This is a genomic window from Bacillus gobiensis (assembly GCF_001278705.1).
GTDB classification, from domain to species: domain Bacteria; phylum Bacillota; class Bacilli; order Bacillales; family Bacillaceae; genus Bacillus; species Bacillus gobiensis.
Genome location: NZ_CP012600.1, coordinates 67365 through 82299 on the forward strand (window position 1 = coordinate 67365; position 14935 = coordinate 82299).

The window sequence follows — 14935 nt, forward strand, 5'->3', positions numbered from 1 at the left end:
GACATTTGTAATATTGGATTATTTTAATAAAGTCTTCGTACTACTTGATACAAATTTATAAATTTCATCTGCAGCCTGTTTGTATCCTCCAGCTGTTCGTAATGAATGCCCTATTTTTTCTGCATTTTTCTTGTATTGCGGATTACTTAGAACTTCTTGAATCGTTTCATTCAGAAGCTGGGATGTAAGATCATTTTTGTCTAGTTTTTTTCCTGCTCCTAACTCTGTCACTCGGTCAGCTACCATATACTGATCGACAGCCATAGGTATAACAACTAGAGGGGTATCGTAATATAATCCCTCACTTGTACTATTCATTCCTCCGTGGGTCACGAAAAGATCTGCCTTCTTTAACACTTCCAGTTGCGGAACATAATTTTTAACAATAAAGTTATCGGGAATGTTTTTGAATTGCGTAAGATCCGTTTGCTTACCTGCAGAAAGAATAACCGTTCCTTTAAAATCCTTTAAAGCTTCAAAACACAAATCATATATTTCAAGCTTTTGATTAAAAATGGTTCCCATTGAGAAATAGACTACTTTATCTTCGCCACTTTCTAGCTCTGAAAGATCCTCAATATCTTTTCGTTTTACAATCGATGGCCCGTTAAATTTATACTCATTATCGAACATTTCTCTGTGAGGTTGGAAATATGGAGAAGTGAACACTAATGTAATGTCTCCTGGATTTGACATGACGTCTAATACACTTTTTATGTTAACATCATATTTTTCATTAAATGTCTTCACTAATTTCTGATAAAGAGGATAATATGGCGACTGTTCAGGTTCAATATTTCTGCTTGGCATCATCTCAGTAGCCAATTGGTCATTCATCGCAAAAGTTGTGCATAATGAAACTTTAGGAAGGTTCAATAAATCTGCAATAATGGATCCTGCAAAAAGATGATGATCATATAAAACATAGTCATATGATTCATTTGCAACTTCTGACATAATTTCCTCGATAATTACTTGATATCCTTCTAAAAATGAGCATAGAAACTCAAGTGTATCTTGATCATCCGGCTCTTCTTCACTCATTCGTTTTGCAATATCAAGATTTTCAATGAAATTGTAATAATTTCTGAATGTCGCTCCAGTTTTTTGGATTTTCGTTTGATATTCTTCTATTCCATAATAAACAACACTTTCACCACGGGAAATTAACTCCTCAATGACTCCTAAAGACGGGTTAGTATGTCCTTCTGCTGGAAATCCAATTACAAGTATATTTGCCATCGTATTCAATCCTTTCAAAGATTAATAACTTGATCGTTAGAAAAATATTACAGTTAGCCACACTTTACTACAAAGTGTAAGTATCGTAAATCGTTAAAGCGTTTACAAATTCAAATAGAGCTAATATACTCATTTCGTTATAGTAAAAAAACAATAAAGTGAAATATAAATTTGGTGAAATAGTATTAGAGTGCAGTAATTAACCAAAACAATTTTGTTAAAAAAAGAAACCGAAAAAATTAAATAAACGTATCCAAAGATTTTGCAATCCTGCGTATGGCTATTTTGCTATAGTTGAAAAAAAGATAACTATATTTGGGGGAGATAAGAGATGAAGAAGAAAAAAGCCTTCGCTGTTACGGCAGCTGCAGTCATGGCAATCAGTATATTGTTAGGAGGTTGTTCATCATCGAAAGAAACTTCAGATCAATCTCAAGGGGACGGTGTCCAATTAACGTTTTGGCGAAATTCCGGAAATGATGCAGAGAACAAAGTTTATGAAGAACTGATCAAATCTTATGAGAAAGAAAATCCAACGGTTGATGTGAAAATGACGCCAATTCCGTTCGCAGACTATTCGACAAAGCTGAGAACCGCCTTGGCTTCAGGCAGCCCGCCGGATATCTTCGCAGTTGACAGTCCTGATTTAGGCGCCTACGCAGAAGCGGGAGCATTGCTATCCATTGATAAATACATGAAGGAGGAAGGGGAGATAGAGGATATTCCGGAATCAACTCTTAGCGGATTATCCTATAAAGATCAAATTTATCTCGCTCCGATTGTACAATCAGGTATCGCGATGTTCTACAATAAAAAAATGTTTGAAAAAGCAGGGCTTGAGACGCCTTCGGAAGATCCAAAAAACCCTTGGACCTGGGATCAAGTACTGGAGGCAGCAAAAAAAATCAATGACCCGAAAAATGGCGTGTATGGGATTGATCCCGCACAAGGTTTCAGCGAAGGAGAAGGACCGGCATATTTTAAATCTCCAATTCTATGGCAATTTGGCGGAGAAATATTAAATCCGGAAGGTACATCTGCGGACGGATTTCTCAATTCACCAGAATCTTTGAAAGCGCTACAATTCTATCAGGACTTGTATCAAAAAGAGAAAGTGGCTGCCGTAGAGCTGCCGCCTGATCCATTTGCGACAGGCAAGCTGGGTATCAGTATCGATGGGTCTTGGGCCCTTGCGCATTTCTCAAGCAACTTCCCTGACTTTAAATTAGGAGAGGATTACGGGGTTGCTCCGTTACCTAAGGGTGAAAAGCAGGTTGCGCCAAACGGTGGATGGACTTTAGGTATTTCCGCCAAAACGAAACAGCAGGATGAAGCATGGAAATTTATCAAATATTTAACGAGCTATGAAGGGCAAAAAACGTACGTAGAAGCAACCGGAGATATTCCAGTCAGGTATTCTGTCGCAAAAGAGATCCCTGAATTAAATGAGTATCCAAAGAACATCTTTTTAGTCCAGTCACAGGAATTTTCTAAAAACAGACCTGTTACGCCAGCCTATCCAACCGTCAGTAAAGCGATGAAAAAACTGTTTGAAGACGTTGGGATAGGGAATCGGGACGTGAAGGCTTCTGCAGAGGAAGCGGTAATGGAAATCGATAAGGCTCTTCAATCAAAAAAATAGAAAGCAAAAGGGGAAGGGACTCCCTCCCCTTTCTCCTTCCAAAATGAAAGGGTGTTTCTATTGGAAGCAAATAGAACTTTAAAAAGTAATATGAAGCCAAGCAAAAGCCAGCAATTTTTTAAGCTGTCTTATCGGCAAAGGGAGAGACTCGCGGGGCTTGGGTTTATCTTTCCTGTATTAGTCCTTTTAATCATATTTATGTTTTATCCGATGATTCAGGCCTTCATTATCAGCTTTCAAGAATACAATTTAATCAGCTTAGAAAAAAGTTTTATTGGTAACGGAAATTACTTGAATCTAATGAAGGATCAGGTTTTTCTAGACAGCTTGCTGCATTCTCTCCATTTTGCCGTTATCGTAGTTCCCGTGCAAGGCGCCATCTCGCTGGGGATTGCATTGCTAATACAAAAAAAATCAAAAGTAAATGGCATATTTCGAACGATTTATTTTATTCCGGTTGTGATTTCAACGGCAGTAGCGGCGACTGTTTTTAAATTAATTTACAATAAAGAATTCGGACTGCTGAACAATTTTCTGGAATCGCTTCATTTGCCGACTGTCAATTTTCTTTCTGATCCGAATACTGCGATGTATGGGGTTATTATTTTAGGAGTTTGGAAATCGGCGGGATTTTTTATGATTGTCTTTCTTGCCGGCTTAAATAGCATTCCTTTCGATTTATACGAAGCGGCGAGAGTAGATGGAGCGGGGAGAATCAAACAATTTTTCTATATCACGCTCCCATTGTTAAAGCGAACAATCGCCTTCGTGGCTATTATTACAACAATCGATGCGATCAAACTGTCTGCATTGGTTTATGTGCTTACCGACGGCGGTCCTTCAGGCGCTACTGAAACAACGGTGGTCTATATTTTCAGGACAGCATTTGAACAAATGAATATGGGATACGCTTCAGCAGCAGCCTTTATTTTGTTTGCGATAGTTTTAATTATTTCATTGATTCAAATGAGACTCTTCAAATCAGATGTGGAGTATTAATCAGAAAAAGGGTGATGATTGTGAAAAGATTAACCCTGTCAATCAAGTATACTTTCATGGCGGCATTAGCCTTAATTGCTCTTGTCCCAATCTTGTGGATGGTATTGGGATCGTTCAGAAGCTATCAGGAAATTTTTCAATATGCGACAAGCCTGAACATCCATTTGCTGCTACCAGTAGAATGGACTTTGCAAAATTATATCGACGTTATCTTTGATGAACAGAATCCAATCTTTTTGTTCATAGGCAATACCTTATTTGTTACGATCATTGTGACGATCCTCGTTCTTTTCATAAACTCTATGGCTGCATTCGCATTTGCAAAGCTGGAGTTCCCGTTTAAAAATGTGATCTTTGTATGCTTTATGTCCGCCATGATCATCCCAGGCGAAGTGACATTGGTCCCCAACTATTTATTAATGAACGACTTGGGATGGGTAAACGATTATAAGGCACTCATATTTCCATCCTTAGTGCACGTTTTTGGGATCTTTCTATTGAGGCAGTTTTTTTCTGAAATACCAAAAGACATGATCGAGGCAGCAAGATTGGATGGCGCATCTTGGTTCAGAATTTACTGGAACATTATTTTGCCATCGGCAGTACCGGCACTTATTACGTTGGGGATCATAACCTTTTTAGCGAACTGGGATGCTTATTTCTGGCCGTTAATCGTCATTAATGATGAACCGAAACAGCTTATTCAAGTCGCAATTGCCAACTATTCTTCTTTAGCTGGAAATGAATGGGCAAAAATCCTGGCGGCGAATACGATAAGTACAATTCCAATCATCATTGCGTTTCTTTTCCTGCAAAAATACTATATTCGCGGCATTTCGATGACAGGGATGAAGTAAGAAAAAAACAGCAGGTGCCTCCCAGCGGCGCCTGCTTTTTGTTTATTAGAAACCGTCTTCCGCTGTAAATTGGATGTTCAGCCTGTTTTCCACTGCACGCAGCCTCTGGTTCAAACGGTTTAAGCGTCGTGTTTGACGTTCGTCACTTTGATTGAGACGGTTAATTTCCTGGTTTATGCGGTTGATTTCCCGATTTAAACGATTGACTTCCCGACTCAGCCGGGTAATCTCTCTGACTTGCTCTTCATTTTGTCTTTCAAGCGTCCTGACTCTTCTTTCTAAAGTCTGAAATTGAGGGATTTGTATTTGTCTCGCATACTCATCATCTTCATACTGTTGTGCATAGGGATTGTAATAATAAGGCGCATATGGATCCGGCTGTTGCGGAACATATCCGGGATTAAAATAATATGGGTTCATTTGGACAGCACTCCTATTCTTTCGGGATAAATACCCTATAACTTATGAAAGGATAGGCAAAATGACAGGGCGATAACCTAGAGACAACCTTTTTCTTGTAATGAAAGGATCAAGAATTTACACATCTTAAACTAAGACTAGTATGTTGTGAAATATTTCCATGCTGTTTGTATTCCTTTTTCTTTGTGCAAACAGTACATCTTTTTTATAACCGGTCGGTACTACTTTATTTCAAACCCGCAATGAGGAAGCGTTTTTTGATGTTGGATAAATAATGAGCGCCCTGAAAGATCCTCTCAGGGCGCTCATTTATCTTACTAATTAGATCTTTCTTGCCCACGGATTTTGGCATCAAACAGTCCCCGCTTGTTTGCGGTGTCTCGAACTGCTTTCCGATCTCCAAATTCACGAGACGTTCACTGGGTTTCCTTCTGTATCACATACTGGCGCAGAAGTTCTTCGAGACTAGCCATTTTTTCCTTTCTCGTTTCCTCGTGGCTTGCTGATAAGAACTAATGTAACAGAGGTTTTAGAGAATTAAGCTCAAATATGTATATCATTTTTTGTCCGTCCATATTCATTCAATAAAATCGTTACCGTATGTTCATCTTATCAATGATTCTCTCGAATTCTTCCTCAATTGCTTTATCCGGGAAGAACGTTTTGGCAGGATATATGCGCTCATTGAGCTAAGAAATAGAAAATAATAATCATCATTTTCCTCCACTCTTTCTATGCCAGACCAACTAGTCTTTCTTTCTCCAGCGCTGTTTTTTTCAATTAATCCATCTTCACTCGGGATAAACACATGTTGGCCTAATAAATTATCGTTACTTCCCTCATTAAGAGCTTTTAATAATCGCTTTTTAATATAGGCAAAAAAGTATTTTGGATAAAATGCCATCCATACTATCGAAACAAGCACAAAGGTGATGAAAAAACCAATTAGAAATTCTCTCGTCATCCAGAAAAGAACAAATGGAAGAACTAAAAAGATAATGGGTGTAAGAAAGCGTTGCATGAATAAAGATTGTTTTATCATTTTCGAATGCTTCATATAGTGTAGATTAAAGGCTAAATAATCATCCTTTGTCAATTCATATTTGAGTTCCATTCTGTTCCCCCCCTATATCTATGTATCTATAAAAAACAATAATGAAAGTTTATCACATTTCTATTTCCAATAAAATCCATCCTTTCATATTTGTTATATGGTTAATTTGTTTGGCTTACCTTCTCTGAAATCCTTACGCCGCTTAGCAATCGCTTTTCCTTCCTGGGTATTTTCGACAATCATATCCCTTTGTAAAATCTGCAAAAGCACTCATAAAAGGTATGTATCCTCAAACTACGCTCCAATTCAGTACCCTGTTTTAACGTGCTTTTTTATCTTGCGTTTAAAGAGTCAAATTCATCACATACTAAAATGAAGGTAAAAACATACTAATACATAAAAAAAGCGAGGTTCATCATGAAAAAAAGATTACCTGCTATCCTGTTAATTATGCTTTTAGTAGCATTAACAGCAGCATGCGGCAACGCAGATAACTCAGCAGAAAAAATGGGAAATAACAATGATGGGGACTTAGGGACGTCAGTGAAAGATATAGGTATGAAAAAAGATCAGGGTGTGAAAGAAGAGGACAGCAGAGATTTCAATGAAAGCTATGGAGTATCTCATATCACGCGTTCCCATATGCTTCAAATTCCTCAGCAGCATGACGATGCACGTTTTGAGGTACCGCAATTCAATCCCAATTCAATCATAAACATCCCAACTGCCCAAGGATATGATAAAAATGGCAATATTACAGAGTTAGATGTATGGGATAGCTGGCCGCTACAAAATGCTGATGGCACAGTAGCAGAATACAAAGGATACCACCTTTTATTTACATTGGCTGAAAATCCTAAAGATAAAAAAGAGGAAGCTTTTATTTACCTTTTCTATAAAAAAGCTGATAAAAACTCTTTAAACAGCTGGAAAAATGCCGGCCGAGTATTTGACGATGCTGATAAATTCAAAGAAAATGATCCGATTCTAAAATATCAAACGCAAGAGTGGTCTGGTTCCGCAACGTTAACATCTGCTGGCGAACTACGCTTATTCTATACTGATTTCTCCGGAACTCTGGAAGATGGAGGTACCGGATACGGTAAACAAACGTTAACTACTGCTCAAGTGAATGTGTCAGAACCATCTGCCGGCACGATCCAAGTTGACGGCGTAGAAGATCACAAATCGATCTATGATGGCGGAGAAGGTAAAATTTATCAGAATGTTCAAGGGTTTATCAATGCGGGTGCATATAATTCAGGCGATAACCATACGCTCAGAGACCCTCATTATATTGAAGATAAAGGCCATAAATATCTAGTGTTTGAAGCAAATACTGGAACAGAATACGGTTATCAAGGTGAGGAGCAACTTTTCAACCAAGCATACTATGGAATGAAAAAAGATGAGTTCCAAGCTGAAAAGAAAAAATTGCTTCAAAGCGATAAAAAACGCACTGCTAAAATGGCCAATGGAGCAATAGGTATTATTGAAATTAACAGCGATTATACGTTAAAAAGAGAAATGAAACCATTAATTACTTCGAATACAATCACTGATGAAATCGAACGTGCAAACGTCTTCCGAAAGAATGGCAAATGGTATTTGTTCACAAGCTCAAGAGGAATTAAAATGACCATTGATGGTATCGATAAAAATGACATTTACATGTTAGGTTACGTATCCAGTTCTCTAACTGGTAAATACAAGCCATTAAATAACACTGGAATCGTCTTGCACCATGATCTTGCCAAAAACGATGTGACATTTAATTACGCTCACTTTGTTATTCCACAAAAGTCAGGTAATACTTTCGTGGTAACACATTACATGACAAACAAAGGTCTGTTTAAATACCGTCATTCTACTTTTGGACCAAGCTTCTTGCTGAACATTAAAGGTTCAAAAACGTCTATCGTAAAAGACGGCATCTTAGCGCAAGGTCAATTAACGGTTGAATAAAGCTAGTGCCTATTTCCTTTCAAAATGTGACTTAGTGGGGGAGGCTTAAGAACCATAAGGTCAGTGGTTCTCCGGGCACATCAGCAATTACGGCAGGTTATCGTTACACGCGGGTATGCGGTGTTTCTATCATACGGTGGGTGTCTGCAGCCTTTTCTAACGGAAGGACTTTCGAACAACAGGTTTGATTTTCTCTTCGATTCTTGAGAAGCAGAATGATATATGAAACATTCACGCTGAAAATGACCATGTGGAGTCACACATGGTCATTTTTCTTGTTTTGACAAAGATCGAGTCAAATTGAACTCCGATTGATTGTTCATCGATTCCACAAATTCCTAATGGATTCCCGCTAATATCCCGATTTTTTTCAATTACTCATCCTCGATACCAGTCTTCTTTCTGCTGAATATTTTTCGATATTCGATCGGAGATATGCCTTCAATCTGCTTAAAGAGCTTTGAAAAATAAGTGGGATCTTCCATTCCGATCATTTCAGCAATAACGCCCATTTTCTCATTCGTGGAAGCCAGCAGGCGCTTTGCTTCTGTCATTCTTACTCTGTTCGTGTACTGACCCGGGGTGACGCCGAGCACTTGCTGCATACAGCGTGATACATAATCTTGATTGTAATGCAACGCAATCGAAAGGTTCACCGCAGTAATTTTTTCTTTGTAATGCTTTTGCAAATATCGGGCAGCTTCCCAAGCGACGCGTTCTTTGGCCGAGGGAATTTGAAACGCTTCCTTTTGCAGGTGCAGCAGGAGCTCCTCGAACAAAATTTGTTTCCGCAACGGCAGATCGGAGTTTTCGGTTGAATAATTAATTAAGCTTTCAAAATGATTTTCCAAAAATTGCGTCTGTTGTACCTTGCCTTTTCGCGGTAAAGACATGTGAAAATTAGCGGGCTCCTCATAGCTGCCTTTTTCGTATTGAAGCTCAGCCCAGTTATTTCCTCCTGTCTCTGCAAACTCATAATTCGATTCGTGAAAATGGAGCCAATAATAATCAGTGTCCTCTTCGCAGCTTTTTGTCCCGTAGTGCTCCAGCTCTGGAGAAAGCAATATGTATTCACCACTTTTTACGGAAAACGACTTTTCATTTTCTGTGATATATAACGTTCCTTTTTTTACATACAAAAGATCGAACACAGTGAAAGTCCGCCTGGCATGCATTTCCCCTTTTTTGAAAACTCCTTCTCCGGCAGCGATAAAGACCGGAAAGGGAGGGACCTCAAACATCACTCGAGCCATAGGTGTCATCCTCTCTCTATAAGTCGGATTATTGCAAGAAGTTTCGGCTTTTTCCCTTTTTATTATAAGGAAACGGAGGTACACTTTTAAACGTTGATTTTATTTTGAAAGGGGCAGGGCTATGAAACAAGCTGTCTTAAAACCTACCGCGGTCACACAAACTTCTGAAAAAAACCTCTCATTATTTTCGCTGACTTGGCCGATTTTTATTGAGGTTTCATTATATATGTTTATGGGAAATGCCGATACGTTGATGCTCAGCCAATACTCTGATAATAGCGTCGCAGCAGTTGGAGTGAGCAATCAAATTCTAAATTTATTAATTGTGATGTTCAGCTTTATTGCCACGGGTACAACAATTATTATTTCTCAATTTTTAGGCTCTAAGCAAAAGAAAGAAGCAATGGAGGTTGCTTACGTTTCTATCGGCGCCAATTTTGTGATTAGCTTTGTCATAAGCGCCGCTGTGTTTTTAGCGGCTGTTCCGTTGTTAAATATGATGGGGTTATCAGGCGAACTGATACCTGATGCGAAAGTGTTTTTGGAAATTGTCGGCGGCTTGTCATTTATCCAAGCCTTAATTATGACATATAGTGCGATATTGAAAAGCTATGGTTATACGAAAGATACGATGTATGTCACGATCGGAATGAATGTATTAAATATCATTGGAAACTATTTTTTTATTTTTGGACCATTCGGATTTCCTGTTCTTGGTGTAACAGGTGTTGCGATATCAACCTCAGTCGCAAGAATTATTGGTTTAGCAGTCATGATAATCATCGTTAAAAAGCGGATAAACCTATCGCTTTCATTGAAAAAAGTATTTCATGTGCATAAAGAACATCTGCGCAAGCTGGTGAAGATCGGAATTCCTTCTGCCGGTGAACAGCTTTCTTATAATGGATCGCAAATGATTGTTACGTATTTTATTGCAATCTTGGGCGCCCAGGCGTTGACAACAAAGGTGTACACTCAAAATATTATGATGTTCATCATTTTGTTTGGTACGGCGATTAGCCAAGGAACGCAAATTTTAATCAGCCGCAATATCGGTGCAAAACAGTTTGACGAGGCATATGAGCGCTGTATGAAAAGCTTATATTGGGCGATCGGAATCGCTGCTGGAACCTCGATTATCATTTCAATTTTTTCAAAGCAGGTGGTCGGGATCTTCAGCCAAAACCCTGAGATCATAGCCACAGCGAGCATGCTGATCGTAATGACCATTATTCTTGAACCAGGACGATCATTCAATGTTGTCATTATCAACTCATTGCGGGCAGCAGGTGATGCGAAATTTCCAGTCTATATGGCGATGCTCTCCATGTGGGGCATAGGACTCCCGATTGCTTATCTGCTCGGTATCCACCTCGGATACGGACTCGCGGGCATCTGGATCTCTTTTATCGTGGATGAATGGTTCAGAGGAATATTAATGTACAGAAGATGGCGTTCACGTATTTGGATCAAAAAAGGAATGGCGTAACCCTTTAGTAAATGGAGGCTGACTCAAAGAGGTCGTCATTTAAAGACCTTTTAAGTCAGCCTCAATCTTTAGACAATATTTACTTTTTCAAAACGGGTATCCATATTTCGCTTTTAAAAGTCGGCGAAGTGACATCTTTATGCTCATTCCACAAAATTTCCGGTCCTTCTGTTTGTTCATAGTTTGAGGATGGAAACCATTCGGAATAGATGCGCCCCCATACATTTTGCAGCGTATCAGGGAATGGTCCGACTGCTTCGAATACTGCCCAAGTTGAGGAAGGAACTTCAAGCTGCGTGAGATGATCCGGGCAATCCTTAGTTGTTGCAGCACCTATATAATGATCAAGCTCCCCTTTTTCCTCCATTCTGCCTTCAGAAAAATTCGTGGATGCACTAAGCAGTCCCAGCGGCTCGACATTAGAAAGCTTTTTAAGTAGATCGATCTTTTCATCATCTAAGCTTTCCCACATTGAGGCAATCTCCGGGTTAACTCCTTTGAAAATGATCGGCACTCTTTTCTTAATACCAACGATGCGAAAAGCCTCTTTTTCTTCAATTCGATAGTTCATTTCGTTTCCTCCTTTAATCGTTAATTGGAAGGTCATTCGTGGATAAGCTTTTAGCGGCTGGCCAATATTTCTGGCTTCTGACGGTGTTATTCCGTGCAATCCTTGGAAAGCTCTTGTAAAAGAGTCCGGTGAGTTGTACCCATACTTAATCGCAACATCTATTATTTTTATCCTGCTAGTCGTAATCTCAAATGCTGCAAGAGTGAGGCGCCTCCGGCGGATGTACTCCGACAAAGTAACACCAGCAATGAACGAAAACATTCTTTTAAAATGATATTCCGAGCAAAAAGCCAATTTCGCAACTTCTTTAAAGTCAATATCATTCGTAAGATTTTCTTCAATATAGTTCAATGCTCCATTCATTTTTTCAAGCAAATCCATTTCTATGACCTCCCTTTCACGATTAGAATAACAGGAGTCGTTCGTATCTACCCGACATTTCGTGCACAGTTATGATGGGTATTTCATTACTATAGAAAATATTATACAACCTGAATAGATAATCTACATAAGGTTAACTATAGACGCCTGTTCGCAATGAAAAGTATGATTTATAATAGATTAAGAGAAAGATTGTTATCGGAGAAATTAAGAAAAGAAGGTGATGAAATGCGTCTGGCTGTGATCTCAGATATCCATGGAAACGCGGTTGCCTTTCAACAAGCAATTCAAGATTTACGTGATCAGAGTCCTGACAGAATTATATGCTTGGGAGACATTGCAATGAGGGGGCCTCAGCCTGTAGAATGTGTCGAGCTTTTACAGTCACTAGATCCTTACATAGTTGTAAGAGGAAATTACGATCACATGTTTACGAGATTTCCAATGAAAGATTGGAAGCCTGAAACCTTTAAACAAGAATTGGCGCTTAGGGCAATTGAATATGATGGTGAGCGGTTGTCGCAAGAGCAGCAGGAGTGGCTTGCTGATCTTCCAACCGAAGGCCTGTTTGAAGCTGAGGGTGTTCATGTTGAAGCCTATCACGCTTCGCCAAGTTCTTTATATAGCGTTCAATATCCATGGGCTTCTCTGGATGATTTGGATTTGCTTCATAAAAATGAACAAACGGAGCTTGTCTTATTCGGTCATGTGCATCACGCATTTGTGAGGCAATGCAAAGGAAGGACCATCGTGAATTGCGGCAGTATCGGAATGCCATTTGACGGTGATAATCGGGCAAGCTATGCGATAATCGATATACAAAATAATGACATCGCCGTCCAGCTAAGAAGAGTTACATATGACATTGAGCGGGCGATAAGCATCGCTAGAGAAAGCGGAATGCCGGATGTAAAGCTGTTTGAGTATGCATTGCGAACGGCGGAATATCCATATCTTGAAACGATCGCAAATTTAAAAACTGTCTAGGGAGCGTTATATGAAGCTGGAGCGCTTCCTCAGGTTTTTGAATACCCTTACGATTAAACATTGAACTTATGTGACGGGTTATCGGCATAAATATATATAAATTTTCTCTAACCCCGGTCACTTGCATGAAGGTAATATAATGAGTAAGAAAGGATGGTAGTATGAAAGTCAATCACCTTAACCTAACTGTTACGGATGTCCCGGAAGCTCGCAAGTTTTTGGAAACTTATTTTGGTCTGACGTGTGAAGGGAGCCGCGGGAACGGCTTTGCGGTAATGTTTGATGACGATGGCTTCGTCCTAACTTTAATGAAAGGGAGCAAAGTCCAGTATCCGAAAACCTTCCATATTGGATTTCCCCAGGAAAATAAGGAGCAGGTAGATCAGATCAATCAGCGTTTGAAAGAGGATGGGTTCGATGTTGAACCGCCAAAACAATTACATGGTTATACATTCTATGTTGAGGCGCCCGGGGGATTTACAGTTGAAGTGCTATGTTGACTGGAGGGGAGTGTTTCTTTCTCCCTTTTTTAAAATCTAATAAAATTTTTTGGGGAAAAGGAGTATAAAAATAGATGTCGAAATATTTAGAATTATAAACGTTTGAAGGGAGTTTTTTTCGTGAGTAAGACACTTGAAGCTTTGCGAAACTATACAAAAGAAATTGTCCCTGCTTCACTTGAGATCTTAAAAAACTATTTGAGGCTTCAGAGCGTTTCAGCCCAGCACAAAGACATTCCCGAAACAGTGAAGTTTGTCGCAGAGGCGATTGAAGAAGCTGCAGGGGAAACACAAATATTAGATGATCTCGGCGGAAATCCGGTCGTTTATGGATTTTTTGCAGCGGGGAAAGATGGGGATGCTACGAAAACATTGCTCTTCTATAATCACTACGACGTTCAGCCGCCAGAACCGCTCGATGAATGGAATACGGATGCATTTGAGCCAACCGTTGTAGACGGAAAGTTATTTGCACGTGGAGCCGCAGATAACAAAGGAGATTTGATCGCTCGCCTGACAGCGATTAAGGTGCTTAACGAAGTAGAGGGCGGATTGCCCTGCAATATTAAATTTTTGATCGAAGGCGAAGAGGAAATCGGCAGCCCCAATCTGATTCCTTACATAGTGAAATATAAGGAGCTTTTTCAGGCGGATGCCTGCATTTGGGAATTCGGCGGGAAGGACGAGAAAGACAGAATTAGCATGGTCGCCGGAATTAAAGGTATGGCCTATATGGAACTGACGTCCGTTGGTGCAGACATTGACATGCATTCTTCTGTCGGAGCTTATGTTGATAATGCGGCATGGAGGTTAGTTCAAGCTCTGGCCACAATGAAAAATAAACAAAATGAAATTTTAGTCGAAGGATTTTTTGACGGAATCGATAAGCCAAAAGAAGCTGAAAAACAAGCTGTGCAGGCCATGCCATTTAATGAAGAGGCCATAAGTGAGCTGTACGGATTAAAACGTCCGCTCATTACTGCAGCAAAAGGTGAGGATCCGAGAGAAGCAATGGTGTTTCAGCCGACGATGACGATTTGCGGCCTGGAAAGCGGCTATACCGGCGAAGGCGCAAAAACCGTCCTGCCGAAAAGCGCCAAAGTTAAGCTTGATTGCAGACTAGTCCCCGGCCAAGACCCGGATCATATATTGCAATGCATCGAAAAGCACTTGGAGACGCATGGCTTCCATGATATTACGGTATCTTTGTTAAACGGCCAAAAAGCATACCGATCTGATTTCAGCCACCCGTTTATTGCCCACGTCATGCAAACAGCAAAAGATGCCTATCAAAAAGAAACCATCCTGGCCCCAAACTCTGCGGGAACAGGTCCCATGTATATTTTCGGAAAAGAGCTTCAGTTTCCGATTGTCAGCACCGGAGTCGGCTGGGCAGGATCGAAGGCACATGCCCCCAATGAATCCATTCGCCTCCAAGATTTCGAACAGGGAGTTGTCCATATGGCGTATATGCTGTCAGGGTTACCTGCAGCTTTGCAGACTTCAGAAAATATGAAAGTTAAATAGTATACTTTCAATCTCAGGCTGTCGACAAAAGTCGGCGGTTTTTTTGTC

13 protein-coding genes and 1 pseudogene are annotated in these 14935 nt (G+C 39.9%); 8 read left to right on the forward strand and 6 right to left on the reverse strand.

Going from position 1 to position 14935, the window contains the following annotated elements; all coding sequences use genetic code 11:
• Positions 1-18 precede the first annotated feature (18 nt).
• Positions 19-1242 (reverse strand): macrolide family glycosyltransferase, encoded by a 1224-nt coding sequence (locus AM592_RS00300; RefSeq protein ID WP_053601929.1) that lies wholly within the window; start codon positions 1240-1242, stop codon positions 19-21.
• A 331-nt stretch (positions 1243-1573) separates the two neighbouring features.
• Between AM592_RS00300 and AM592_RS00305 the strand changes: the two genes are divergently transcribed.
• From AM592_RS00305 to AM592_RS00315, 3 genes are read left to right on the forward strand one after another with little or no spacing between them, the layout of a single operon-like run.
• Positions 1574-2884: an ABC transporter substrate-binding protein gene (locus AM592_RS00305; RefSeq protein ID WP_053601930.1), complete on the forward strand. Its 1311-nt coding sequence runs from the start codon at positions 1574-1576 to the stop codon at positions 2882-2884.
• Between the two features lie 60 nt (positions 2885-2944).
• Complete coding sequence (locus tag AM592_RS00310; RefSeq protein WP_053601931.1) at positions 2945-3883, forward strand: carbohydrate ABC transporter permease; 939 nt, start codon at positions 2945-2947, stop codon at positions 3881-3883.
• Positions 3884-3903: 20 nt separating this feature from the next.
• The gene (locus tag AM592_RS00315) at positions 3904-4740 is read left to right on the forward strand and encodes a carbohydrate ABC transporter permease (RefSeq protein WP_225970307.1); all 837 of its coding nucleotides are present in this window, start codon (positions 3904-3906) and stop codon (positions 4738-4740) included.
• 45 nt (positions 4741-4785) lie between these two features.
• Here AM592_RS00315 and AM592_RS00320 read toward each other — a convergent pair whose 3' ends face one another.
• The 3 genes and pseudogenes from AM592_RS00320 to AM592_RS24435 all read right to left on the reverse strand — a co-directional run.
• Positions 4786-5160, reverse strand: coding sequence for a hypothetical protein (locus AM592_RS00320; protein WP_053601933.1), 375 nt, complete (start codon positions 5158-5160; stop codon positions 4786-4788).
• Between the two features lie 604 nt (positions 5161-5764).
• Positions 5765-6274, reverse strand: a complete 510-nt coding sequence (locus AM592_RS00325) for a YcxB family protein (protein ID WP_053601934.1) — start codon at positions 6272-6274, stop codon at positions 5765-5767.
• Positions 6275-6379: 105 nt separating this feature from the next.
• A pseudogene (locus AM592_RS24435) lies at positions 6380-6488 on the reverse strand (recombinase family protein); the annotation flags it as partial.
• Positions 6489-6772: 284 nt separating this feature from the next.
• Between AM592_RS24435 and AM592_RS00330 the strand changes: the two are divergent.
• Positions 6773-8179, forward strand: a complete 1407-nt coding sequence (locus AM592_RS00330; protein ID WP_280882695.1) for a glycoside hydrolase family 68 protein — start codon at positions 6773-6775, stop codon at positions 8177-8179.
• 374 nt (positions 8180-8553) lie between these two features.
• Here AM592_RS00330 and AM592_RS00335 read toward each other — a convergent pair whose 3' ends face one another.
• Positions 8554-9432, reverse strand: coding sequence for an AraC family transcriptional regulator (locus tag AM592_RS00335; RefSeq protein ID WP_053601936.1), 879 nt, complete (start codon positions 9430-9432; stop codon positions 8554-8556).
• A 121-nt stretch (positions 9433-9553) separates the two neighbouring features.
• Here AM592_RS00335 and AM592_RS00340 point away from each other — a divergent pair, with 121 nt between their 5' ends.
• Positions 9554-10921: an MATE family efflux transporter gene (locus AM592_RS00340; protein WP_053601937.1), complete on the forward strand. Its 1368-nt coding sequence runs from the start codon at positions 9554-9556 to the stop codon at positions 10919-10921.
• A gap of 79 nt (positions 10922-11000) precedes the next feature.
• Here the strand turns inward: AM592_RS00340 and AM592_RS00345 are convergent, their stop codons facing one another.
• Positions 11001-11873, reverse strand: a complete 873-nt coding sequence (locus AM592_RS00345) for an AraC family transcriptional regulator (RefSeq protein WP_053601938.1) — start codon at positions 11871-11873, stop codon at positions 11001-11003.
• Positions 11874-12101: 228 nt separating this feature from the next.
• Between AM592_RS00345 and AM592_RS00350 the strand changes: the two genes are divergently transcribed.
• The 3 genes from AM592_RS00350 to AM592_RS00360 all read left to right on the forward strand — a co-directional run bounded on the left by AM592_RS00350 (position 12102) and on the right by AM592_RS00360 (position 14887).
• Positions 12102-12860 carry a metallophosphoesterase family protein gene (locus AM592_RS00350; protein ID WP_053605929.1) on the forward strand — a complete coding sequence of 253 codons (759 nt, stop codon included), beginning with the start codon at positions 12102-12104 and terminating at the stop codon, positions 12858-12860.
• A 161-nt stretch (positions 12861-13021) separates the two neighbouring features.
• Complete coding sequence (locus AM592_RS00355; protein WP_053601939.1) at positions 13022-13360, forward strand: VOC family protein; 339 nt, start codon at positions 13022-13024, stop codon at positions 13358-13360.
• A 120-nt stretch (positions 13361-13480) separates the two neighbouring features.
• A complete protein-coding gene (locus tag AM592_RS00360; RefSeq protein ID WP_053601940.1) occupies positions 13481-14887 on the forward strand; it encodes a M20/M25/M40 family metallo-hydrolase in 1407 nt (468 codons plus the stop codon).
• The last annotated feature ends 48 nt before the right edge of the window (positions 14888-14935 follow it).